Consider the following 22,382-nt stretch of genomic DNA (forward strand, 5'->3'; position numbering starts at 1 on the left):
GGGAGGGAAGGCTGGTGAGCCGAGCAGGGGTCGAACCGGCCTTTTGCTAACAACCTAGTTGACTACGAGGAATCAACAGGCGTGACAGGTTCGGGTCGGCACATTAGCGTCGGAGCGAAACAACCGGGGGGTATCCGAATGCAGTATGAAGTGATCCGGCCTGTCGTTATTGTGGCCTGCGCCGTCGGCCTTTCGGCCTGCGCGGCAAAACCCGTCAACATGACCGTCGGGCAGGTGGCGACGGTAGAAGCCCACCGGCTCGCGCCGCTTCACCAGACGATCACGCTGGTTGAGGTATCGGGTGGCAAGGAAACCAAACTTTCCTCGCAGGTGTCGGACGAGGCGTTCATGGAAGCGCTGCGCCAATCCCTCGCCAACAACAATCTTCTGGCGGCGGGCATGGGTGACTACGAGCTGGCGGCCGAGCTGGTGCGCATCAAGAAGCCTGCGCTGCTGGTCAGCAGTGGAGTCAGGTCGAAAGTGCGCTACAGGCTCAGTGATCGACAGACCGGCGAACTGCTCATGGATGAGATGGTGCGGACCAAATATGTTGAGCCTTTCGGCACCGCCTGGACGTCGGAGATGCGGATCAGGAAGTCGATCGAGGGATCGCTACGCCAAAATGTCGTCCTTTTCATGCAGCGGCTTGCCGAACAAATGGGCGATGCGCCGCCGCCGCGCCAAGGTGACGGCATCGAGATCAGCATCTTCCCGCCCGCCGAGACGGGCACGTTCGGCTATTGATCGATCGATAGGGCGCGCGGGCGACCGCTCGCGCGCCATCGGTTGCGGTAGTGTGGGGAGAGAAGGCTGGTGAGCCGTGCAGGGGTCGAACCTGCGACCTACTGATTAAAAGTCAGTTGCTCTACCAACTGAGCTAACGGCCCATCCAGCCGGGTGCCGACCTAGCGAGCCCTCGGCGCTTCATCAAGGCATGATTTCAGTTTTTGCGCCGCGCCCGCCGGAGCCGCGCCGCGAGGTGACGCAGCGCGAGCCCGCCGGTGATCCGCCAGTCGGGCGCGATCTGCGCGAGCGGGACGAGCGCGCTCGCACGTTCGCCCAGCGCGGCGTGGGGAATGGTCAGCGCGCGGCCGTGATAGTCGCCCCCGTCCCAGGCGAGGATGTCGAGGTCGAGCACGCGCGGGCCCCAGGCCTTGCCCGGGCGGCGGCCAAATTCGTGCTCGATGAATTTCAAGCTCGCGAGCATCGCCTCGGGCTCGAGGTCGCTCTCGACGATCGCGGCGGCGTTGGCGAAGTCGCGTCCGGCGCCGCCGAAGGCGGGGTTGAGGAGGATGGGGGAGGCGTCGAACAGCTCGTGGTCGCGCGCCAGCCGCGCGATCGCCGCCTCGACCACCGCGGCGGGGCGACCGTGGCGCGGGTGCACGCGATTCGAGCCGATGCCGATGCCGTAGACATGCTTGCTTGCGGTCATTTACGCTCGCTCCTCCAGCCGTGCCGCGCTCGCGCGCGCGCCCCGTCCTTAGAGCGGTCGCATGAAAAGGGAAGAGAGGCCTTTCCCAAGGTCCTCGCGGCGCGGTAGGGATCGGCGCATGTCGCATGTCTCGCCCGCCGATCTGTCCCCGCTCCCCACCGCCGAACCGCCCCGCGACTGCCCGCTATGCCCGCGGCTGGTCGACCTGCGGGTGCGGCTGCGCCGCGAGCATCCCGACTGGTACAACGCCCCGGTGCCCGCGTTCGGCGACCCCGGGGCGGGGGTGGCGATCATCGGGCTCGCGCCGGGCAAGCAGGGCGCGCATCGCACCGGGCGTCCCTTCACGGGCGATTATGCGGGCGACCTGTTGTTCGACACGCTGATGCGGGTCGGGCTGTCGGTCGGCCGGTATGACAGCCGGATCGACGACGGGGTCGAGCTGAAGGGCGCGATCATCCTCAACGCGGTCAAGTGCCTGCCGCCCGAGAACAAGCCGACGGGGCAGGAAATCCAGCACTGCCGCCCCTTCCTCGAGGAGATGCTCGGCCAGCTGCCCGGCGTCCACACGCTGTTCGCGCTCGGCAAGATCGCGCATGACGCGGCTTGCCGCGCGCTCGGCATGACGCTCAATCGCAACAAGTTCGGGCATGGCAACGTGCATCATGCCCCGAACGGGCTGCGGCTGGTCGATAGCTATCATTGCAGTCGCTACAACCAGAATACCGGGCGATTGTCCGACGAGATGTTCCTGATGGCGCTGCGCAAGGCGGTCAGCCCGGGGCTCAAGGGCGAGCCGGCGGAGGAATTGCGCACCGAGCGGCTGGTGCTGCGCCGCGCGCGGCCCGACGACGCCGAAGCGCTGCACCGGCTGTTCACCGACGAGGAGACGATGCGCAGCTGGTCGACCACCGTGCACGACACGATGTTCGAGACGCAGGAATGGCTGCGCGGCATGATCGAGGCGGCGGGGCCCCATTCGGACGATTTCATCGTCGAGAAGGACGGCGAGCTGATCGGCAAGTGCGGGCTGTGGGACGTGCCCGAGATCGGCATGATGATCCGCCGCGAGGACTGGGGGCAGGGGTACGCCACCGAGGCGCTCGCCGCCTATCGCGACTATATCCGCACCCGCGGGCTGCGCTACATGTTCGCCGACGTCGACCCCGCCAATGTCGGCTCGTTGAAGGCGCTCGAGAAGGTCGGGTTCACCCGCTCGGGCTACAAGGAAAAGGCGATGAGGCACGGCGACCGCTGGGTCGACAGCGTGTATTTGCGGATCGACCTCTAGTCGAGCGAGCGCATCGCCGCATAGTCGAGCGTGCGGAACAGCAGCAGCAGCATTGCCAGCGGCGCATCGACCGGCGCCCCGGGGGCGAGCGCGAGCTGGCCGCGCGGTGCCGGACCGCCGCGCAGCGCGGCGCGGATCGGCGCGAGCAACCCGGACAGGCGGCGCGGCGCCGGCTCGGGCCGCCGGGTCGAGCCCAGCACGCGATCGCCGTCGACGAGCAGGAGGTCGCTGTCCATCAGCGCCTCGAGCGCCCGCGCCGCGCCGGCGCGTCGCGACAGGCCGCTTGGTGGCACCAGCTCGAGCCAGGGGCGGCGCGCGCCGTCCTCGAGCACGAAGCCGCGGGTGCGCAGCGCCGAAGTGAGGCGCGGGACGACGATCGCCGCGCGCGGCGTGCCGCCGACGTCGAGCGCGATGCGCGTGCCGCGGCGCTCGATCCGCCCCACGTCGGCTCCGTCGCGATCGACCAGCGTGGCCGCGCGCAGGTAGCGCGCACGCGCCATCCGCGCGACGAGCAGCGGGACCCCCGCGGCGTCCTCGAGCCGGAAGTCGGTGCCCTCGCGCCAGAGGCGGTAGGCAGGATCCATCACAGGTCCTGCGCGAGCCGTCCGTAGAGTTCGGGGCGGCGGTCACGGAAGAAGCCGAATGCGGCGCGGTGCTGGCGCACCCTGGCGATGTCGAAGCTGGCGGTCAGCACGCCCGTCTCGGTCGCGCCGAATTCCTCGACGATGTCGCCGCGCTCGTCGCAGATGAAGCTGTGGCCGTAAAAATGCTGCCCGCATTCCTCGCCGATGCGGTTGGCGGCGACCACGGGAACCACGTTCGAGACCGCATGGCCGATCATCGCGCGGCGCCACATCCGACTGGTGTCGAGCGTGGGGTCGTGCGGCTCCGAACCGATCGCGGTCGGGTAGAAGAGGATCTCTGCCCCCAAGAGCATCATCGCGCGCGCGGTCTCGGGGTACCATTGGTCCCAGCAGATGCCGACCCCCATGTGGCGTTCGCCGGGGCCCTTCCAGACCTTGAAGCCGGTGTTGCCGGGGCGGAAATAGAACTTTTCCTCGTACCCGGGACCGTCGGGGATGTGACTCTTGCGATAGACGCCCGCGATCCGTCCCCCCGGTGCGATCCAGGCGAGCGAATTGTAATGATGCGGCCCGTCGGCCTCGAAGAAACTGGTCGGGATCCAGATCGACAGTTCCTCGGCGAGCGCCTGCATCGCGCGCACGCTCGGGTGATCGGCGGTCGGGCGCGCGCCCGCGAACAGCGCCTCGTCCTCCTCGCGGCAGAAATAGGGGCCCTCGAACAGTTCGGGAGGGAGCACCACCTCGGCGCCCTTGCCCGCCGCCTCGCGCACCAGCTCGGTGACGTTGGCGATATTCTCCTCGACCCCGCCGCCGAGCGCGAGCTGGAGGGCGGAGACGGTGATCTTGTCGGTCATTGCGGCACCTGTTGCGAAATGCAGTGGAACGACCCCCCACCGGTGAGGATGTGGTCGGCACGGATGCCGGTGACGCGATGGTCGGGGAAGAGCCCGCCGATCGCCTCGATCGCGGCGAGGTCGTTGGCAGCGCCGTAGAGCGGCACCACCACCGCGGCATTGCCGATGAGGAAGTTCATGTAGCTGGCGGGCACGAGCCGCTGCTCGCCCGTCTCTGGGTCGGGGCGCATCACCGCGCCGGGCGAGGGGATGGCCGTCACCTCGAGGTCGGCGTCGAGCAGCGCGGCGGCGGCATCGGCATAGGCATCCGCATTGGGATCGGCCTCGCCCGCGGGTTCGGGAATGGCGACCTTCCCGGGCGCGACGAAGCGCGCGAGGTTGTCCACATGCCCGTCGGTATGATCGTTTCGGAGCCCGTTGCCGAGCCAGACGATGCGGGTCGCGCCGAGATCGCGTTTGAGCTGTTCTTCGATCTGCTCGCGGCTGAGGCCCGGGTTGCGGTTGGGGTTGAGGAGGCATTCCTCGGTGGTGATGAAGGTGCCCGACCCGTCGCCGTCTATGGCGCCGCCCTCAAGGATCCAGTCGGCCTTTTGATAGGGCAGGTCGGCGGTGGCGGCGAGGCGCTCGCCCACGCTGTCGTCGCCTTCGAGCTCATATTTGCCGCCCCAGCCGTTGAAGCCGAACCCCTGCGCGCGGCGCGCGTCGCCCGTGCCGAGGATGATCGGCCCGGTATCGCGCAGCCAGATGTCGCCGAAGGGCTCGACGATGACGGTGGCGAAGGGGGCGAGGCGGCGCGCCTCGGCGGCGGCCTCCTCGGTGGCGGCGACAAGGCGGATCTCCTCGCCCTCGCCGCCTGCATGGAGCGCGGCGGCGAGCGCGGCGACCTCGGCCTGCGCGGGCGCCAGATCGTCTTCCCACAGGTCGGGATGGCTGGGAAAGCCGATCCACATCGCGTCGTGCGGGGCCCATTCGGGAGGGGGAGCATTGGTCATGAACGGGCCTTTGGCACGAAAAAGGGCGACCCGGAAGGGCCGCCCTCTTCGTCTGTCGCGATTTCGCTGGAGCTTAGCGCGAGTAGAATTCGACGACCAGGTTGGGTTCCATGCGCACCGGGTAGGGCACCTCGTCGAGCGTGGGCACGCGGGTGAAGGTGACCTGGTGGTCGCTGTCGACCGAGACATAGTCGGGGATGTCGCGTTCGGCGAGGCTCTGCGCCTCGAGGACGAGCGCCATTTCCTTGGCCTTCGGGCCGAGCGAGATTTCATCGCCGACGTCGCAGCGACGCGAGGCGATGTTGCACTTCACGCCGTTGACGCGGATGTGGCCGTGGCTGACGAGCTGGCGCGCGGCCCAGATGGTCGGCGCGAACTTGGCGCGGTAGACGATCATGTCGAGACGGCGCTCGAGCAGGCCGATGAGGTTCTGGCTGGCGTCGCCCTTCATGCGGCTGGCGTCCTGGAAGGTGCGCTTGAACTGCTTTTCGGTGACGTCGCCGTAATAGCCCTTAAGCTTCTGCTTGGCGCGCAGCTGCAGGCCGTAGTCCGACATCTTGCCCTTGCGGCGCTGGCCGTGCTGGCCGGGGCCATATTCGCGGCGATTGACCGGGCTCTTCGGGCGACCGAAGACGTTTTCGCCCATGCGGCGGTCGAGTTTGTACTTGGCGCTGGTGCGCTTCGACATGGTGTTTCTCCAACTAGCTTGTGTTCGTGTCCGGACCGCTCCGCCATCCCTGTCGGGCTGACGCGATCACCACTTCACCGGACCTGTGGGATCAATTGCGAAGGCGCGCCTAGCCGAGGCGGGCTGCAAGGTCAAGCGTTGCAGCCCCTTAGCGAGCCTGCCATGGCGGGCGCATGAACGAGATCCGCGATCCCGATGCCTGCGAGACCATGGCCCATGTGCGCGCCGGGGTCGACGAGGTCGACCGGCAGCTGGTCAAGCTGCTCGAGCGCCGTTTCGGCTACATGCGCGCCGCGGCGCGGATCAAGCCGTCGCGCGAGGCGGTCCGCGACCAGGACCGCAAGGACGATGTCCATGCCAAGGTCGCGGCGGCCGCGCGCGCGGCGGGGCTTCCCGCCGAGCGGCTGTGGCCGGTGTGGGAGGAGCTGATGGAGCAGTCGATCGCCTACGAGTTCGAACGCTTCGACGCGACGCGTAGCTGAGGAATCGGCGGCTAGGCTTTCACCAGTGCGCGGATGACGCCGTGGAGCGCCTTCAATTCGCGCTCCGACCAGCCCGGCTTGGTGAGGATCGAGCGCAGCGTCGCCTGCGTGGCCTCGGTGCGCTCGGGCGGGAAGAAATAGCCCTTTTCATCGAGCGCGCTGTTGAGGTGGCCGATGAGCGCGTCCAGCTCGGCCTTGGTGGCGGGCGGCTCCATGTCCTTGTCGGTCGGCTGGACGAGCGCCTCGCCCGCGCCGCGCGACCATTCGTAGGCGAGCAGGATCACCGCCTGCGCCAGGTTGAGGCTGCCGAACTCGGGGTTGATCGGCACGGTGACGATCTTGTCGGCGCGGCCGATGTCCTCGGTCTCGAGCCCCGAGCGCTCGGGGCCGAACAGGATGGCGGCGCGACTGGCTGGCGCAAGCGCGTGGATGTCCTTCGCCATCTGCTCGGGGCCGACCACCGGCATGACGAGGTCGCGGCGGCGCACGGTCGAGGCGAAGACGAGGCTGCAGTCGGCGAGCGCCTCGGCGGTGGTCTCGAAGACCTGCGCGCCGTCGAGCACCATGTCGGCGCCGCTCGCGGCGGGCCCCGCCTCGGGGTTGGGCCAGCCGTCGCGCGGCGCGACGAGCCGCATCTCGGTGAGCCCGAAGTTGAGCATGGCGCGTGCCGCCTTGCCGATATTCTGCCCCAGCTGGGGGTTCACGAGGACGATGACGGGCTTGTTCATTCGTCGCCCTCGTCCACGCTCTCGGCGAAATCGGCGAAGTCGCCGGCTTCCTTGAAGTCGCGATAGACGCTGGCGAAGCGGATGTAGGCGACGCTGTCGAGCGCCTTCAGTCCGTCCATCACCGCCTCGCCGATGAGGTCGGCGTTCACTTCATCGCCCTGCGTCTCGAGCTGGCGCTGGATCGAATGGGCGAGCCGTTCGATCTGGCCTTCGGAGATGTTGCGCTTCCTGCAGGCGTGGCGGATCGAGGCCTGCAGCTTGGGCTGTTCGAAGGGCTCGCGCTTGCCGTCCTTCTTGACCACGGTGAGGTCGCGCAGCTGCACGCGCTCGAAGGTGGTAAAGCGCGCGCCGCAGCCCTCGCACTGGCGCCGCCGCCGGATCGCCGCGCCGTCCTCGGACGGGCGGCTGTCCTTCACCTGGCTCTGTTCGTGGGTGCAAAAGGGGCAGCGCAACGGATCAGGACCCCTCGTAGATGGGGAAACGGTCGCATAGCGTCTCGACGCGGGCCTTGACGTCGGCCTCGACCGCGGGGTCGCCTTCGCCGCCCGTCCCGGCCACGCCGTGGAGCACGTCGGCGACCATGTCGCCGATGGCCTTGAACTCCTGTTCACCGAAGCCGCGGGTGGTGCCCGCGGGCGAGCCGACGCGGATGCCGCTCGTCTTCATCGGCGGCAGCGGGTCGTTGGGCACCCCGTTCTTGTTGCAGGTGATGCCCGCGCGCTCGAGCGCCTCGTCGGCATCCTTGCCCGAGATGCCGAGGGGCCTGAGGTCGATCAGCCCGACATGCGTGTCGGTACCCCCCGAGACGAGATCGGCGCCGCGACCCTTGAGCGTCTCGCACAGCACCTTGGCATTGGCGATGACCGCCTTCGAATAGGTCTTGAATTCGGGCTGGAGCGCTTCGCCGAAGGCGACCGCCTTGGCGGCGATGACGTGCATCAGCGGGCCGCCCTGGAGTCCCGGGAAGACCGCGCTGTTGAGCTTCTTCCCGAGCTTCTCGTCGTTCGACAGGATCATGCCGCCGCGGGGGCCGCGCAGCGTCTTGTGCGTGGTCGTGGTGACGACATGCGCGTGCGGGAGCGGCGAGGGGTGCTCGCCCGCCGCGACCAGCCCGGCGAAATGCGCCATGTCGACATGGAGATAGGCACCGACCTTGTCGGCGATCTCGCGGAAGCGCTTGAAGTCGATGACGCGCGGATAAGCCGAGCCGCCCGCGATGATGAGCTTGGGCTGATGCTCGACCGCGAGACGCTCGACTTCGTCATAGTCGATGAGGTGGGTGTCTTCGGTGACGCCGTACTGGATCGCGTTGAACCACTTGCCCGACTGCGCCGGACGCGCGCCATGGGTGAGGTGGCCGCCCGCATCCAAGCTCATGCCCAGGATGGTGTCGCCGGGGGTGAGCAGCGCGAGGTTGACCGCGCCATTGGCCTGCGCCCCCGAATGCGGCTGGACGTTGGCATAGGCGCAGTCGAACAGCCTCTTGGCCCGCTCGATCGCGAGGCGCTCGACCGCGTCGGAGGGCTCGCAGCCCTGGTAGTAGCGCTTGCCCGGATAGCCTTCGGCATATTTGTTGGTGAGCACGCTGCCCTGCGCCTCGAGCACCGCCCTGGAGACGATATTCTCGGAGGCGATCAGCTCGATCTGCTTCTGCTCGCGCTCGAGCTCGGCGTCGAGCGCGGCGGCGACCTCGGGGTCGGTGGAGGCAACGCCGTCGGTGAAGAAGCCGTCGGCGCGGATGTGGCTTGCGCTGGCCATCGGGGACTTTCTAGCTGAGCTTGTCGACGCGGCGCTGGTGGCGGCCGCCGTCGAAGGGGGTGGTGAGGAAGGCCTCGACGATCGCCTTGGCCATGTCGCTGCCGACCAGCCGTTCGCCGATGGCGACGACATTGGCGTCATTGTGCTGGCGCGCGAGCGCGGCCGAGAGCGGTTCGCACACGCGCGCGCAGCGGCAGGCGGGGTTGCGGTTGACCGCGATCGAGATGCCCAGCCCCGAGCCGCAGATGGCAATGCCGCGTTCGGCCTTGCCCGCGGCGATATGCTCGGCGAGCTTGCGGCCGAAATCGGGATAGTCGACGCTCTGCTTGTCGTCGGGGCCAAGGTCGGTGACCTCGTGGCCCGCCTCGCTCAGGTGGGAGACGAGCAGGGCCTTGAGGTCGAAGCCCGCATGATCGGAAGCCAGCGCGATTTTCATGCGCTCGTTGATAGCGCCGGCGCGCGGGCGCGTCACCCCGGATTACGGCCTTGCCAGCGTGAAAATCCGACCCCATGCTCGGCCCATGCGACCTTTCGGCCTGCCCCCGCTCGTCCTCATGCTCGGCGCGGCCGGATTGCTGCCCCCGGTCGCGCTGATCGCGCTGGTGCTGGTCGAGAACCCGGCGACCCACGACATCAGCTTCTGGGGGGTGATCTACGGCGCGCTGATCCTGACCTTCCTCGGCGGCTGCTGGTGGGCGTTCGCGAGCAATATGCGGCCAGTATCGAACGTGGTGCTTGTCCTCTCAGTGCTGCCAAGCCTCGGGACCTTCGTGATGCTGGTAGGCCTGTTCAGCTTCGCCGCCATGTCACCGCTGACCGCTGGGCTGGTCGTCGGCGGCGCGCTGTGGCTGTCGCCGCTGATCGATCGCTATCTCTCGCTGAAGCGCGTGACGCCGCGCTGGTGGATGACGCTGCGCGTGCCGCTGTCGGCAGCGCTGGGATTGCTGACCATCGTCAGTGGCTGGCTTGCGACGTGAAGGGGATGAGAGAATGAAGACTTGGCTTACGGTCCTGGCACTAATGGGGGCGCCTGCCACGGCGGCAATCCAAGATTCCGGCCCCGCCCCTGCCGAGCGGCTTATCGAACTTCAAAAAGAGAAGATGGCGGTTTTCGACTGGATGCATGGCGAGTGGCGCGGCAGCGCGGTGCGCTTCGAAGGCGTAGGGCCGCTGGAGCTCGTCTAGACCGAACGGGTGGGCGCGATGCTCGATGGTACCGTGCTCGTAATCGAGGGCCGAGGCTATGAACCTGAGAGCGGAGAACTCGTCTTCAATGCACTGGCCACGGTGCATTATGTGGTCGGCTCGGACGAATATCGCATCCGCACCAACGCGATGGGACGGGGCGGTGACTTCCCCATCGTGCCGGTCGATGGCGGCTTCGACTGGTTCATCGACATGGGCGGGCCGAAGGTGCGCTACGAAATTCGTCTGGTCGAGGGCCAATGGCTCGAAGAGGGCTACTATGTCACCCCGGACGGTGAAGAAATGAAGATCATCGAATTGCGCCTCGATCGGCTCGGCGACACCGACTGGCCGGCTGCAGGGGCCGTCGAGATGGTCGATTAGGCCGCGAGGTCGAGCTCGAGCCGGTTCCAGATTTCCACCAGCCCCCTGACGAGATCGTCCATCATCGCCTCGGTGTGGAAGGGGCCGGGGGTGAAGCGCAGCCGTTCGGTGCCGCGCGGCACGGTGGGGAAATTGATCGGCTGGACGTAGACGCCATATTCGGCGAGCAGGATGTCGCTGATCTGCTTGGCCTTGACCGGGTCGCCGACCATGAGCGGGACGATGTGCGTCACGCTCTCCATCACCGGCAGCCCGGCGCCGCGCATCTTGGCCTTGAGCCGCGCGGCGGCGGCCTGCTGGGCGTCGCGCTCGACGCTCGAGCCCTTGAGATGGCGCACGCTCGCCAGCGCGCCGGCGGCGAGCACGGGGGAGAGCGAGGTGGTGAAGATGAACCCCGGCGCATAGCTGCGGATGCAGTCGATGATGTTCCGGTCGGCGGTGACATAGCCGCCCATCACCCCGAACGCCTTGCCGAGCGTGCCCTCGATCAGCGTGACACGGTGGGCGACGCCGTCGCGTTCGGAGATGCCGCCGCCGCGCGCGCCATACATGCCGACCGCGTGGACCTCGTCGAGATAGGTCAGCGCGCCATATTTGTCGGCAAGGTCGCAGATCGCCGCGATCGGGGCGACGTCGCCGTCCATCGAATAGACGCTTTCGAAGGCGATCAGCTTGGGCGCGTCGGGCTCGACCTCCATCAGCAGCTGCTCGAGATGCTCGAGGTCGTTGTGGCGGAAGATGCGCTTCTCGCAGCCCGAGTTGCGGATCCCCGCGATCATCGAGGCGTGGTTCAACTCGTCGGAGAAGATGACGCAGCCGGGCAGCAACTTGCCGAGCGTCGACAGCGCGGCCTCGTTGGAGACATAGCCCGAGGTGAAGAGCAGCGCGCCTTCCTTGCCGTGCAGGTCGGCGAGCTCGGCCTCGAGGTCGACGTGGAGATGGGTGTTGCCGCCGATGTTGCGGGTGCCGCCCGATCCCGCGCCGACGTCGTGGAGCGCCTCTTCCATCGCGGCGATGACGACATCGTGTTGGCCCATGCCGAGATAGTCGTTCGAGCACCAGACGGTGATCGGGCGCGGGCCGTTGTGCCCGTGGAAGCAGCGCGCATTGGGAAAATTGCCCTTGTTGCGCAGGATGTCGATGAAGACGCGGTAGCGCCCCTCGTCATGCAACCGGTCGATGGCCGCCTGGAAAATGCCGTTATAATCCATGTGTCTCGCTCTTCTCGGGCAGCCCCTTAAGGCTTTTTAACGCAAAGATCAAAGCGACCCAAGCTGGTCGATCCCGAAGCGCCGCAGCGCCGGCGCGATCGCGTCGGGCACCGCGCCGGTGAACAGCGCGCGCCCCGGCGGGGCGGCGGCGGGCCAGCGCTGGCCGCGCGTGAGCTGCGCGATTCGCCGCGCGATCCCCGCGCCGCCGTCGATGAAGGCGACGTGTGGGTGCGCCTGCTCGAGCCAGTCGGCGAGCAGCGGGAAGTGGGTGCAGGCGAGCACCACCGTGTCGAGCCGCTCGCCGCCGGGCCGGTCGAACAGGGGCTGCGCGGCGGCGACGACGGCGGCGGGGTCGACCGGCTCGCCGCGCAGCCGCGCCTCGGCGAGCTCGACGAGCGCGGCCGAGCCGTGCCGCAGCACGGTGCAGTCGGCGGCAAAGCGCGCGGCGAGATCGTCGACATAGGGCTGGCGCACCGTCGCCTGCGTGCCGAGCACGCCGATGACCCGGCTGCGCGAGGTTTCGGCGGCGGGCTTGATCGCGGGCACCGTGCCGACGACAGGGACGTCGAGCGCGGCGCGGACATGGTCGAGCGCGATGGTCGAGGCGGTGTTGCAGGCGATGGTGACCAGCCTTGGCCGGACCCGCTCGACGAGGCGTCCGAGCAGCGCGGGCACCCGCGCCGCGATCTCGGCTTCGGAGCGGGTGCCGTAGGGAAAGGCAGCGGTGTCGGCGGCATAGACGACGGGCGCGTTGGGCAGCAGCGCGGCGGTCGGCTCGAGGATCGACAGCCCGCCGATGCCCGAATCGAAGAAGAGGAGGGGGGCGTCGGGGCTCATCGCCCCTGCTGCTAGCGGCAAGCCGCAAGTCTTCGCAACTCCCGGGGCCTTGCCAGGCCGGGGCGGGCTGCTATCGAGGAGCCGATGATCGAGGCTTTCCAGTTCTGGCCGTTCCTGCTCGGCTACCTCCTCGGGGCGATCCCCTTCGGGCTCGTGCTCGTCCGGGCGCTGGGCAAGGGCGACATCCGCGCCACCGGGTCGGGCAATATCGGCGCCACCAACGCGGTCCGCGCGGCGGGCAAGAAGGTGGGGGCTCTGGTCTTCCTGCTCGATGCGCTCAAGGGCGCCGCGGCGGTCCTGCTGGTGCGGCTGTACATGGGCGAACAGGCCGAATTGTTCGCCGCCGCGGGCGCGCTGATCGGGCATCTCTACCCGGCCTGGCTGCGGTTCCGGGGGGGCAAGGGGGTGGCCACGCTCTTCGGCATCCTGTTCGCGCTCGACCCGGGCTTCGGCGCGATCGCGCTGGGGGTCTGGGTCACTGCCTTCCTCGTCACCCGCATGTCCTCGGCGGGCGGGCTGCTTGCGGCGTTGTCGGCCCCGATCGCGGCGCTGGTCCTCGACCGGCCCGACCTGTTCAACCTCCTGCTCGGTATCACGCTTCTCATCTGGTGGAAGCATCGCGCCAACATCGCCCGGATCGCCAAGGGATCCGAGCCGCGGTTCGGCGCGAAGAAGGATACCGCGCCCGGTGACCAACCCTCCCGATCTTCCTGACCATCTGCGCCTGATCCGCTCACGCGGGGTCGGGCCGGTCAGCTATCGCCAGCTGCTCCAGCGCTTCGCCACCGCGGCCGAGGCGATCGCCGCGGTGCCCGAGCTCGCGCGCCGCGGGCGCGGGCGCCCGCCGCGTCTGGCCGATCCCCGCGCGATCGAGCAGGAGATGCGCGCGGTCGAGGCAATGGGCGCCACCTACCTGCTGATCGGGACCGCGGGCTATCCCGCGCTGCTCGCCCAGATCGACGGTGCTCCGCCGCTGCTCACCGTGAAGGGGCGCGCCGAGCTGCTCGACCGGCCGTGCGTCGCGCTGGTCGGCGCGCGCAACGCCAGCGCGGCCGCCTGCCGCCTCGCGCGCGAGCTTGCGCAGGCGCTCGGCGGCGCGGGGCAGGTGGTGGTCTCGGGGCTGGCGCGCGGGATCGACAGCGCGGCGCACGACGGGGCGCTGCAGACCGGCACCGTCGCGGTGATCGCGGGCGGGCGCGACGTCGCCTATCCGCCCGAAAATGCGGCGCGGCAGGAGGCGATCGCCGAGCAGGGGGTGCTGGTCGCCGAAATGCCGCCGGGCACGCAGCCGACGGCGCGGCATTTCCCGCACCGCAACCGCATCATCTCGGGGCTGAGCGCGGGAACGGTGGTGGTCGAGGCGGCGCCGCGCTCGGGCAGCCTGATCACCGCGCGGCTGGCGGGCGAGCAGGGCCGCGAGGTGATGGCGGTCCCCGGCAGCCCGCTCGACCCGAGGGCGCGCGGGTGCAACGGCCTCATTCGCGACGGCGCCACGCTGGTCGAGACCGCCGAGGACGTGCTCGCCACCCTCGGCCCGATCGACACGCGGATGGAGCGGGTCGCCGACGGTCGCCCCCCGGCGCCGATCGCACACGACCTCGATCCCGCCGCCAGCGCGCGCGTCGAGGCGCTGCTCGGGCCGGTCCCGGTCGCGGTCGACGAGCTCATCCGCCAGTCGGGGCTCACCCCGCCCGAGGTGCAGCTGGCGTTGCTCGAGCTCGACCTTGCCGGACGGCTCGAGCGCCACGCCGGGGGCAGAGCGAGCTTGCGCTGATTTGGCTTGACGCCCAAATGGACGCCGACACCATCGCGCGTACGTGAGGCATTGAGGAATTTCGGGTAGTGAAGCTTGTCATCGTCGAATCGCCGGCCAAGGCGAAAACCATCGAGAAATATCTCGGGCCCGGGCACAAGGTGCTCGCCAGCTACGGCCATGTGCGCGACCTGCCCGCCAAGGACGGGTCGGTCGACCCCGACGACGGCTTCGCCATGAAATGGACCGCGAGCGCGGACAAGTCCAAGCAGCTCAAGGCGATCACCGATGCCGCCAAGGGCGCCGACGCGCTGGTCCTCGCGACCGACCCCGACCGCGAGGGGGAGGCGATCAGCTGGCACGTGCGGCAGGTGCTCGAGAAGAAGAAGGCACTGCCGCGCGAGGTCGAGCGGGTGACCTTCAACCAGATCACCAAGTCGGCGGTGACCGAGGCGATGGCGGCCCCGCGCGATCTCGACCACGACCTCATCGATGCCTATCTGGCGCGCCGCGCGCTCGACTATCTGGTCGGCTTCACGCTGTCGCCGATCCTCTGGCGCAAGCTGCCCGGAGCGCGCTCGGCGGGACGCGTGCAGTCGGTCGCGCTGCGGCTGATCGTCGACCGCGAGCGCGAGATCGAGGTCTTCGAGCCGCGCGAATATTGGCAGGTCGGCGCGCGCTTCGAGCAGGAAGGCACGCCGTTCGAGGCGCGGCTGGCCCGGCTCGACGGCAAGAAGATCGACCGCCTTACCATCGGTTCGCGGGAGGAGGCGGAGACCGCCAAGGCGGTGATCGAGTCGGGCAATTTCACCGTCGAGAGCGTCGAGCACAAGCCGCTGACGCGCAACCCGCCGCCGCCCTTCACCACCTCCACGCTGCAGCAGGAAGCGGCGCGCAAGCTGGGCTATTCGGCGAGCCATACGATGAGCCTCGCGCAGGGGCTCTACGAGGCGGGCGCGATCACCTACATGCGGACCGACGGGGTGACCATGGCGGGCGAGGCGCTGGGCGCGGCCCGGCACGCGATCGCCGAGCGCTACGACGCGGGCTACCTTCCCGACAAGCCGCGCCAGTACAAGTCGAAGGCCAAGAACGCGCAGGAAGCGCACGAGGCGATCCGCCCGACCAATTTCCGCAAGGAGCGCGCGGGCTCGGGCGATGCGGCCAAGCTCTACACGCTGATCTACAACCGCGCGCTGGCGAGCCAGATGGCGGCGGCGCGGCTGGAGCGCACCACCGTCGAGCTGACCGACGGCGCGGGGCGCGCGGTGCTGCGCGCCACCGGGCAGGTGGTCAAGTTCGCGGGCTATCTTGCGCTCTACGAGGAGGGCCGTGACGACGCCGACGGCGAGGATGGCGGCAAGATGCCGCTGCTGCGCGAGGGCGATGCCCCCGCCAAGCGCGCGGTGACCGCTAGCCAGCATTTCACCCAGCCCCCGCCGCGCTATTCGGAGGCCAGCCTCGTCAAGCGGCTCGAGGAACTGGGGATCGGTCGCCCCTCGACCTATGCGGCCACGCTGCAGACGCTGAAGGACCGCGACTATGTCCGGCTCGAGCAGAAGCGGTTCGTGCCCGAGGATTCGGGACGTCTCGTCACCGCCTTCCTCGAGCGCTTCTTCGAGCGCTATGTGAGCTACGACTATACCGCCAGCCTCGAGGAGGAACTCGACGACGTCTCGGGCGGGCGGCTCGCCTGGCAGCGCATGCTCGAGGCCTTCTGGCGCGATTTCAAGCCCAAGGCGGGCGAGGTGATGGAGCAGAAGCCCAGCGACATCACCGCCGCGCTCGACGAATTCCTCGAACCCTATCTCTTCCCCGCCAAGGAGGACGGCAGCGATCCGCGCGCCTGTCCCAAGGACGGCGGGCGGCTGTCGCTGCGCGGGGGCAAGTTCGGCGCCTTCATCGCCTGCGCCAACTATCCCGAGTGCAACTATACCCGCCCCTTCGGGGTGCGCGGCGAGGCGGCGAACGAGGGGCCGCAGGAACTGGGCGAGGGGATCGAGCTCAAGACTGGGCGCTTCGGGCCCTATCTCGAGCAGGAGGTCGACGGCGAGAAGAAGCGCGCTTCGATCCCCAAGGATGTCGATCGCTCGACGCTCGACCTCGTGATGGCCAAGAAGCTCCTCTCGCTGCCGCGCGAGATCGGGGCGCATCCCGAAACCGGGCTGATGATCACGGCCTCGATCGGGCGCTATGGCCCCTACCTGCTGCACGACGGCAATTATGCCCGGCTCAAGAGCACCGAGGAGGTGTTCGAGACGGGCATGAACGCGGCGGTCGCCAAGCTGGCGGAAGCCAAGGCGCAGAAGGGCCAGCGCGGCAGCCGCGGCAACCGCGAGCCGATCGCGGTGCTGGGCAAGCACCCGGCCAACGAGGGCGAGGTCAAGGTGATGGACGGGCGCTACGGCCCCTATGTCACCGACGGCACCACCAACGCGACGCTGCCCAAGGGCACCGAGCCCAAGGAGGTGACGCTCGAGCAGGCGGTGCAGCTGATCGACGAGCGCGCCGCCAAGGGGCCGGCCAAGAAGAAGCGCAAGCCCGCCGCCAAGAAGAAAGCACCCGCCAAGAAGAAGGCGCCGGCCAAGAAGGCGGCGGCGAAGAAATAGCCGCTCAGGGCGCGCAGGCGCGGCACCCCGGGTCGGCGGGGATCGCGATCCTGCGCCAGCCGTTGGCGCGCCCGTCGTAGAGATGGAGCGTGCCCGCCTCCGCCTCCGTATCGCCGCCGATGCCGCACACGAGGCGGATGGCCATCATCGCCGCCATGTTGCCGACCAGCCCCGTGAGCGCGCCGAGGACCCCGGTCTCGGCGCAGGTGTCGCAGTCGTCGCTATCGAAGGCGTCGCCCACGAAGCAGCGATAGCAGGGGCGCCCGCGCCACAGCCCGAGCTGCCCCTGGAGCTGCTGCGCGGCGGCGCTGATGAGCGGGATGCCGAGGCGGACCGCGCTGTCGTTGACCGCGAGGCGCGTGGCGAAATTGTCGGTACCGTCGATGACCAGTTCGTGCCCCGCGAGCATGTTGTCCGCATTGCCCGCATCGAGCCGCGAGCCGTGCGCGTCGAGCTGGACATTGGGATCGCGCGCCTCGGCGAAGCGGCGCACCAGCGGCGCCTTGAGCGCGCCGATGTCTTCTTCGGTGAAGAGCCACTGGCGCTGGAGGTTGGACAATTCGACCGCATCGTCGTCGAACAGCGTGATGCGGCCCACGCCCGCCCCGACCAGCGCCGGCAGGACGCCCGCGCCGATGCCGCCCGCGCCGACCACCGCGATGCGCGCCGCCTTGAGGCGGCGCTGCCCCACCCCGCCGACATCGGGCAGGACGATGTGCCGGGCATAGCGGTCGAGGTCGCTGTCGGAGAAATTCACTTGGTGCCGGTCGACCCGAAGCCGCCCTGTCCGCGCGTCGTCTCGTCGAGGTCGGCGACCTCGAGGAAGGCGGCACGGGTGACCGCGGCCGGGACGATCTGCGCGATCCGCATTCCGCGCTCGATGACGAAGGGGTCGGGGCCGTGGTTGATCAGCAGCACCTTGAGCTCGCCGCGATAGTCGCTGTCGATGGTGCCCGGGGTATTGGGGACGGTCACCCCATGCTTGAAGGCGAGCCCCGAACGCGGGCGGACCTGGATCTCGTAGCCTTCGGGAATGGCGACGCGAAAGCCGGTGGCGACCGCGTGCCGCCCGCCCGGCGGGATGATCACGTCCTCCGCGCTCTGCACGTCCATGCCGGCGGCGCCGGGGGTGGCGTAGGCGGGAAGCGGCAGGTCCTCGCCATGCGGCAGGCGGGCGAGCTGGATCGAGATGGTCATGTCAGTTCCTGTGCGATGCGGTTGACAAGGGTCCGGGCAGCGGCGTCCTTCGACCCCTGCTCCCAATCCTCGACCCCGTCGGCGGTGACGAGGTGGATGCGGTTGTTGTCGCCGCCCATGACGTCGCCCGAGACGTCGTTGGCGAGGATCCAGTCGGCCTGCTTGCGCTCGCGCTTGGCGGTGGCGTTGGCGATCACGTCATCGGTCTCGGCGGCGAAACCGACGAGGAGGCGGGGGCGGTCGGGATGCGCGCCGAGCTCGGCGAGGATGTCGGGGTTGGGGGCGAAGTGGAGCTGGGGCGGCCCCTTGCCCTTCTTGAGCTTGTGCGTGGCCGCGCCCTCGACGCGCCAGTCGGCGACTGCGGCGACCAGCACCGCGGCATCGGCGGGCAGCGCGCTCATCACCGCATCGCGCATCTGGACGGCGGTCTCGACGTCGATGCGCGCGACGCCGGGAGGCGTGGGCAGGCAGCCGGGGCCGGCGACGAGCGTGACGCGCGCGCCGGCGGCGGCGGCGGCGCGCGCGATGGCGAAGCCCTGCTTGCCCGACGAGCGGTTGGCGATGACGCGCACCGGGTCGATCGGCTCGTGCGTCGGGCCGGCGGTAACGAGGACGTGCCTGCCCGACAGCGGGCCTTCAGTCCGGAAGGGCGAGGCGCTTGGCGCGCCGAGCGGGAGCGCGGCGAGGATGGCTTCGGGGTCGGGGAGGCGGCCGGGGCCGAACTCGCCGCAGGCCATCGCGCCTTCGTCGGGATCGAGCACGGTGATGCCGTCGGCGCGCAGCTGGGCGACGTTGCGCTGGGTGGCGGGATGCTCCCACATCCTGACGTTCATCGCGGGCGCGATGGTGACGGGCTTGTCGGTGGCGAGCAGCAGCGTGGTCGCGAGATTGTCGGCGATGCCGGCGGCCATCTTGGCGATCATGTCGGCGGTGGCGGGGCAGACGAGGACATGGTCGGCGGCGCGGGAGAGCTGGATATGGCCCATCTCGGCCTCGTCCTTCAGGTCCCACAGGCTGGTGTAAACCGGGCTTTCGGCAAGCGCGGCGAGGCTCATGGGGGTGACGAAATGCGCGCCGCCCTCGGTCAGGACGGGGGTGACCTCATGCCCCGCCTTGCGGGCGTGGCGGATGAGCTCGGCGGCCTTGTAGGCGGCGATGCCGCCGCCGATGATGAGGAGGAGGCGCGCCATCTACAGCACCGCCACCAGCCCCGCACCCGCCGCGCCCGCGACGAGCGCGGTGAGGAGGTAGCCGCCCCAGCGGGGGCGTTCGATCAGGCGCACCTCGGGCAGGGGGGGCATGGGCGGGGCGCCGCCGGGTTCGGGATAGGTGGCGTCGATCTTGTCGATGAGGTGCGGGAGCTTCTGGAGCGCGCGGCGGACCGCGGTAAGGCGATCGGCGATGAGCGCCTCGGGGCCGAGTTCGCTGCGGATCCACTCGCGCAGGAAGGGCTCGGCGGCCTCCCACATATTGATGTCGGGATCGAGGCTGACGACCACGCCTTCCTCCATCACCATCGTCTTCTGGAGGAGGAGGAGGTGGGGCTGGGTCGCCATGTCGAAATCGCGGGTGATAGAGAACAGCCCCTCGAGCATGCGCCCGATACTGATGTCCTTTACCGGCAGCCCGCGGATGGGTTCGCCCACCGCGCGCAACGCGGTGGCGAATTCATCGACGCTGTGGTGGGCAGGGACATATTGCGCCTCGAAATGGATTTCGGCGACGCGTTTGTAATTGCCGGTGATGAGGCCGTAGAGGATCTCGGCGAGCCACAGCCGCGCCTTGCGGTCGATCCGCCCCATGATGCCGAAATCGACCGCGGCGAGCTGGCCGTTGGGAAGCGCGATCAGGTTGCCCTGGTGGAGGTCGGCGTGGAAGAAGCCGTCGACCACCGCCTGGCGCAGGAAGGCGCGAACGAGGATCTGGCTCAAGGCGTGGAGGTCGTGGCCCTTGGCGACCAGCTCGGCCTTCTTGGTGAGCTTGGTGCCCTCGAGCCATTCCATCGTGAGGACGCGGCGCGCGGTGCGGCGCCAGTCGATCTCGGGGACGTAGAAGCCGGGCTCGGCGACCATGTTCTCCCTGAGTTCGGACGCCGAGGCGGCTTCGCGCTGGAGGTCGAGTTCGCGGTTGGTCCACTGCCTAAAATGGGCGATGACCTGGCGCGGCCTGAGGCGCTCGGCCTCGTCGCCGCCATAGCCCTCGAGCTGGGCGGCGGCCCATTCATAGGTCTCGAGCGCCTCGGCGAACTGCTCCTCGATGCCCGGGCGCAGCACCTTGACCGCGACGGTCTTGCCGTCGGTGGTGACCGCCTTGTGGACCTGCGCGATCGAGGCGGCGCCGACGGGATGCTCGGCAAAGTCGCTGAAGAGGCGGTCGATGGGGGCGCCCAAGGCCTTTTCGACCGCGGGGACGATGACGCTGATCGGGGCGGGCGGGAGATCGTCCTGGAGGGTCAGGAGGTTCTCGGCCGCTTCCTCGCCGACGAGGTCGGGGCGGGTGGCGAGCGCCTGCCCCAGCTTGATCGCGGCGGGGCCGATCTCCTGCAGCGCGGCGGCATAGTCGGGCTGCTCGGGCTGCCGGAGCCCGAAGCGCGCGAGCCGCAGCAGCCGCTTCATGTTGGGCGGCGTCAGCGGGTCGTTCTCGATCCCGCGCAGGGCGCCGTGACGCGCCAGCGTGCGCCCCCAGCGCAGCAGCCGCGCGACATGGGTCAGCGAGGCGGCCACTAGAGTTTCCACCCCCAGTGGATGGCGACGAGCCCGCCGAGGATGGGCCGGTAGCCCGTGCGCTCGAACCCGGCCTCGCCGATCATGGTCTCGAAGGCGGGCATGCGCGGGAAACGGCGGATCGATTCGACCAGATACTGGTAGCTGTCGCGGTCCTGCGCGACGACTTCGCCGATGCGCGGGATGAGATGCTCGGCGTAGGTTTCATAGAGGTTGCCGAAACCGGGCCATTCGCTGGTCGAGAATTCGAGGCAGTAGAAGCGCCCGCCGCGCTTGAGGACGCGGTGCGCCTCGGCGAGGGCGGCGGGGATGTCGGTCACGTTGCGAATGCCGAAGGCGATCGTATAGGCATCGAAGCGGTCGCTCTCGAGGGTCAGCGCCTCGGCATTCTCGACCCGCCACGAGAGCCCCTCGAGCCCGCGCTTCCTGGCCCGCTCGCGCCCGACGTCGAGCATATGCTCGTTGATGTCGGCCACGGTGACGTCGGCGCCGCGGCGCGCCATGCGGAAGGCGATGTCGCCGGTGCCGCCCGCCATGTCGAGCACCTGCTCGCCGCGCCGCGGCGCGACGCGCGCGACGAAACGGTCCTTCCACAGGCGGTGGAGCCCGCCGCTCATGAGGTCGTTCATGAGGTCGTAGCGCGCCGCGACCGAGGCGAAGACGCCGTGGACACGCTGGGTTTTCTCCGCGGGCGCGACCTGCTCGTCGCCGAAATAGACTGGATCCTGCATGGGAAGAGGCCCTAGCAGGGGTTGAGGGCAGGGGAAACGGGTCTTAAGCGCAGGGCTGCCATGCCCGAACTTCCCGAAGTCGAAACCACCGTGCGCGGGCTCGCGCCCGTCCTGCAAGGGGCGCGGATCGCGCGGGTCGAGCTGCGCCGCCCGGACCTGCGCAAGCCCTTTCCCGAAGGGCTCGGGCAGCGATTGACGGGGGCGGTGGTGACGCGCTTGTGGCGGCGCGCCAAATACGGGCTGATCGACACCGATCGCGACGACACGCTGATCTTCCACCTCGGAATGTCGGGGCGCTGGCGGATCGACCCCGACCGGCTCGACCGCCACGACCACCTGCTGATCGAGACCGCGGCGGGGCGGCGGCTCGCGCTCAACGACGCGCGGCGCTTCGGCTTCGTCGACCTCGTGCCGAGCGCCGCGCTGGACGATTATCCCGGGTTCGTCGGCATGGGGCCCGAACCGCTGCCGGCGATCGACCCGGCGGTGCTGCGCGCCCGGCTCGCGGGCAAGGCGAGCGCGATCAAGCTGGCGCTGCTCGACCAGCGGGTGATCGCGGGGCTCGGCAACATCTATGTCTGCGAGGCCCTGTGGCGGGCGCGGATCGCGCCCGGGCGCAAGGCGGGGAGCATCGGCCGCGCGCGGGTCGCCGCGCTCGCCGCCGCCATTCCCGGGGTGCTCGCCGAGGCCGTCGCGGCGGGGGGCTCGAGCCTGCGCGACTATGCCCAGCCCGACGGGCAGCTCGGCTATTTCTCGACGCGCTTCGATGTCTACGGGCGCGAGGGGGCGCCATGCCGTCGCGGCTGCGGGACGATCCGGCGGCGCGTCCAGGGCGGGCGGTCGACCTTCTATTGCCCGACCTGCCAGCGCTGATGCTTGACGACCGCCGGTGCTTTGGGTAAGGGAGCGCCCATGCCGGTGCAGGCCGTTCGCGGTTCGCGCCGAT

General features: G+C 69.3%; 26 protein-coding genes, 1 tRNA gene and 1 pseudogene. 11 read left to right on the forward strand and 17 right to left on the reverse strand.

The genetic code is table 11. The annotated features are described in order from the left end of the window. Positions 1 to 138 precede the first annotated feature (138 nt). Positions 139 to 744 carry a hypothetical protein gene (locus L8951_RS09745; protein ID WP_244382848.1) on the forward strand — a complete coding sequence of 202 codons (606 nt, stop codon included), beginning with the start codon at positions 139 to 141 and terminating at the stop codon, positions 742 to 744. Positions 745 to 811: 67 nt separating this feature from the next. Here L8951_RS09745 and L8951_RS09750 read toward each other — a convergent pair. Beyond that, positions 812 to 887 (reverse strand) — tRNA-Lys (locus L8951_RS09750). Positions 888 to 940: 53 nt separating this feature from the next. Next, the gene (gene folK / locus L8951_RS09755) at positions 941 to 1,432 is read right to left on the reverse strand and encodes a 2-amino-4-hydroxy-6-hydroxymethyldihydropteridine diphosphokinase (protein WP_244382849.1); all 492 of its coding nucleotides are present in this window, start codon (positions 1,430 to 1,432) and stop codon (positions 941 to 943) included. Positions 1,433 to 1,550: 118 nt separating this feature from the next. Here folK and L8951_RS09760 point away from each other — a divergent pair. Then, positions 1,551 to 2,204 (forward strand): annotated as a pseudogene (locus tag L8951_RS09760) (uracil-DNA glycosylase); the annotation flags it as partial. After that, positions 2,184 to 2,720 carry a GNAT family N-acetyltransferase gene (locus L8951_RS09765; protein WP_244383232.1) on the forward strand — a complete coding sequence of 179 codons (537 nt, stop codon included), beginning with the start codon at positions 2,184 to 2,186 and terminating at the stop codon, positions 2,718 to 2,720. The pseudogene L8951_RS09760 and the gene L8951_RS09765, both read left to right, overlap by 21 nt. Here the strand turns inward: L8951_RS09765 and L8951_RS09770 are convergent. The 4 genes from L8951_RS09770 to rpsD form a co-directional block, all read right to left on the reverse strand. Next, the gene (locus tag L8951_RS09770) at positions 2,717 to 3,304 is read right to left on the reverse strand and encodes a hypothetical protein (protein WP_244382850.1); all 588 of its coding nucleotides are present in this window, start codon (positions 3,302 to 3,304) and stop codon (positions 2,717 to 2,719) included. The two genes, L8951_RS09765 and L8951_RS09770, sit on opposite strands and share 4 nt — an antisense overlap. Next, positions 3,304 to 4,158, reverse strand: coding sequence for an N-carbamoylputrescine amidase (aguB, locus tag L8951_RS09775; RefSeq protein ID WP_244382851.1), 855 nt, complete (start codon positions 4,156 to 4,158; stop codon positions 3,304 to 3,306). Before aguB ends, L8951_RS09770 begins: the two co-directional genes overlap by 1 nt. Next, entirely contained in the window at positions 4,155 to 5,150 is a 996-nt protein-coding gene (locus L8951_RS09780; RefSeq protein WP_244382852.1) for an agmatine deiminase family protein, read from the reverse strand. Before L8951_RS09780 ends, aguB begins: the two co-directional genes overlap by 4 nt. A gap of 73 nt (positions 5,151 to 5,223) precedes the next feature. Continuing rightward, positions 5,224 to 5,838, reverse strand: a complete 615-nt coding sequence (gene rpsD, locus L8951_RS09785; RefSeq protein WP_244382853.1) for a 30S ribosomal protein S4 — start codon at positions 5,836 to 5,838, stop codon at positions 5,224 to 5,226. Between the two features lie 173 nt (positions 5,839 to 6,011). On the opposite strand from rpsD, the gene L8951_RS09790 reads away from it, so the two are divergent. Continuing rightward, entirely contained in the window at positions 6,012 to 6,320 is a 309-nt protein-coding gene (locus L8951_RS09790; protein WP_244382855.1) for a chorismate mutase, read from the forward strand. Positions 6,321 to 6,331: 11 nt separating this feature from the next. Here the strand turns inward: L8951_RS09790 and L8951_RS09795 are convergent, their stop codons facing one another. From L8951_RS09795 to rpiB, 4 genes are read right to left on the reverse strand one after another with little or no spacing between them, the layout of a single operon-like run. After that, complete coding sequence (locus L8951_RS09795) at positions 6,332 to 7,048, reverse strand: RNA methyltransferase (RefSeq protein WP_244382856.1); 717 nt, start codon at positions 7,046 to 7,048, stop codon at positions 6,332 to 6,334. Beyond that, on the reverse strand, positions 7,045 to 7,500 hold the full coding sequence (gene nrdR, locus L8951_RS09800) for a transcriptional regulator NrdR (protein ID WP_244382859.1): 456 nt from the start codon (positions 7,498 to 7,500) through the stop codon (positions 7,045 to 7,047). The genes L8951_RS09795 and nrdR overlap by 4 nt, the downstream gene beginning before the upstream one ends. 4 nt (positions 7,501 to 7,504) lie before the next feature. Then, on the reverse strand, positions 7,505 to 8,806 hold the full coding sequence (glyA, locus tag L8951_RS09805) for a serine hydroxymethyltransferase (RefSeq protein ID WP_244382861.1): 1,302 nt from the start codon (positions 8,804 to 8,806) through the stop codon (positions 7,505 to 7,507). A gap of 10 nt (positions 8,807 to 8,816) precedes the next feature. Continuing rightward, the gene (rpiB, locus tag L8951_RS09810) at positions 8,817 to 9,242 is read right to left on the reverse strand and encodes a ribose 5-phosphate isomerase B (protein WP_244382863.1); all 426 of its coding nucleotides are present in this window, start codon (positions 9,240 to 9,242) and stop codon (positions 8,817 to 8,819) included. Positions 9,243 to 9,327: 85 nt separating this feature from the next. Here rpiB and L8951_RS09815 point away from each other — a divergent pair, with 85 nt between their 5' ends. The 3 genes from L8951_RS09815 to L8951_RS09825 are packed head-to-tail and all read left to right on the forward strand — an operon-like array spanning position 9,328 to position 10,375. Next, entirely contained in the window at positions 9,328 to 9,783 is a 456-nt protein-coding gene (locus L8951_RS09815) for a DUF3429 domain-containing protein (protein ID WP_244382865.1), read from the forward strand. Positions 9,784 to 9,796: 13 nt separating this feature from the next. Then, positions 9,797 to 9,991 (forward strand): hypothetical protein, encoded by a 195-nt coding sequence (locus L8951_RS09820; protein ID WP_244382866.1) that lies wholly within the window; start codon positions 9,797 to 9,799, stop codon positions 9,989 to 9,991. A gap of 18 nt (positions 9,992 to 10,009) precedes the next feature. Continuing rightward, entirely contained in the window at positions 10,010 to 10,375 is a 366-nt protein-coding gene (locus L8951_RS09825; protein ID WP_244382867.1) for a hypothetical protein, read from the forward strand. Here L8951_RS09825 and hemA read toward each other — a convergent pair. Next, on the reverse strand, positions 10,372 to 11,586 hold the full coding sequence (gene hemA / locus L8951_RS09830; protein WP_244382868.1) for a 5-aminolevulinate synthase: 1,215 nt from the start codon (positions 11,584 to 11,586) through the stop codon (positions 10,372 to 10,374). The genes L8951_RS09825 and hemA overlap by 4 nt on opposite strands. A gap of 48 nt (positions 11,587 to 11,634) precedes the next feature. Next, positions 11,635 to 12,423: a glutamate racemase gene (gene murI, locus L8951_RS09835; protein WP_244382869.1), complete on the reverse strand. Its 789-nt coding sequence runs from the start codon at positions 12,421 to 12,423 to the stop codon at positions 11,635 to 11,637. An 84-nt stretch (positions 12,424 to 12,507) separates the two neighbouring features. Here murI and plsY point away from each other — a divergent pair, with 84 nt between their 5' ends. The 3 genes from plsY to topA all read left to right on the forward strand — a co-directional run bounded on the left by plsY (position 12,508) and on the right by topA (position 16,785). Next, complete coding sequence (gene plsY, locus L8951_RS09840) at positions 12,508 to 13,137, forward strand: glycerol-3-phosphate 1-O-acyltransferase PlsY (protein ID WP_244382870.1); 630 nt, start codon at positions 12,508 to 12,510, stop codon at positions 13,135 to 13,137. Then, a complete protein-coding gene (gene dprA, locus L8951_RS09845) occupies positions 13,112 to 14,197 on the forward strand; it encodes a DNA-processing protein DprA (protein WP_244382871.1) in 1,086 nt (361 codons plus the stop codon). Before plsY ends, dprA begins: the two co-directional genes overlap by 26 nt. 68 nt (positions 14,198 to 14,265) lie before the next feature. Further along, complete coding sequence (gene topA, locus L8951_RS09850) at positions 14,266 to 16,785, forward strand: type I DNA topoisomerase (protein ID WP_244382872.1); 2,520 nt, start codon at positions 14,266 to 14,268, stop codon at positions 16,783 to 16,785. A gap of 4 nt (positions 16,786 to 16,789) precedes the next feature. On the opposite strand, the gene L8951_RS09855 is transcribed toward topA, so the two are convergent. From L8951_RS09855 to L8951_RS09875, 5 genes are read right to left on the reverse strand one after another with little or no spacing between them, the layout of a single operon-like run. After that, positions 16,790 to 17,542 carry a HesA/MoeB/ThiF family protein gene (locus L8951_RS09855; RefSeq protein WP_244382873.1) on the reverse strand — a complete coding sequence of 251 codons (753 nt, stop codon included), beginning with the start codon at positions 17,540 to 17,542 and terminating at the stop codon, positions 16,790 to 16,792. Continuing rightward, the gene (gene dut, locus L8951_RS09860; protein ID WP_244382875.1) at positions 17,539 to 17,982 is read right to left on the reverse strand and encodes a dUTP diphosphatase; all 444 of its coding nucleotides are present in this window, start codon (positions 17,980 to 17,982) and stop codon (positions 17,539 to 17,541) included. The genes L8951_RS09855 and dut overlap by 4 nt, the downstream gene beginning before the upstream one ends. Further along, on the reverse strand, positions 17,979 to 19,172 hold the full coding sequence (gene coaBC / locus L8951_RS09865; RefSeq protein WP_244382876.1) for a bifunctional phosphopantothenoylcysteine decarboxylase/phosphopantothenate--cysteine ligase CoaBC: 1,194 nt from the start codon (positions 19,170 to 19,172) through the stop codon (positions 17,979 to 17,981). Before coaBC ends, dut begins: the two co-directional genes overlap by 4 nt. Then, on the reverse strand, positions 19,173 to 20,705 hold the full coding sequence (gene ubiB, locus L8951_RS09870; protein ID WP_244382877.1) for a 2-polyprenylphenol 6-hydroxylase: 1,533 nt from the start codon (positions 20,703 to 20,705) through the stop codon (positions 19,173 to 19,175). Then, positions 20,705 to 21,436: a class I SAM-dependent methyltransferase gene (locus L8951_RS09875; RefSeq protein WP_244382878.1), complete on the reverse strand. Its 732-nt coding sequence runs from the start codon at positions 21,434 to 21,436 to the stop codon at positions 20,705 to 20,707. Before L8951_RS09875 ends, ubiB begins: the two co-directional genes overlap by 1 nt. A 60-nt stretch (positions 21,437 to 21,496) precedes the next feature. Between L8951_RS09875 and mutM the strand changes: the two genes are divergently transcribed. Beyond that, complete coding sequence (gene mutM / locus L8951_RS09880) at positions 21,497 to 22,309, forward strand: bifunctional DNA-formamidopyrimidine glycosylase/DNA-(apurinic or apyrimidinic site) lyase (RefSeq protein WP_244382880.1); 813 nt, start codon at positions 21,497 to 21,499, stop codon at positions 22,307 to 22,309. The last annotated feature ends 73 nt before the right edge of the window (positions 22,310 to 22,382 follow it).

The sequence above is a fragment of the Sphingomicrobium astaxanthinifaciens genome, assembly GCF_022865105.1.
GTDB classification, from domain to species: Bacteria; Pseudomonadota; Alphaproteobacteria; order Sphingomonadales; family Sphingomonadaceae; genus Sphingomicrobium; species Sphingomicrobium astaxanthinifaciens.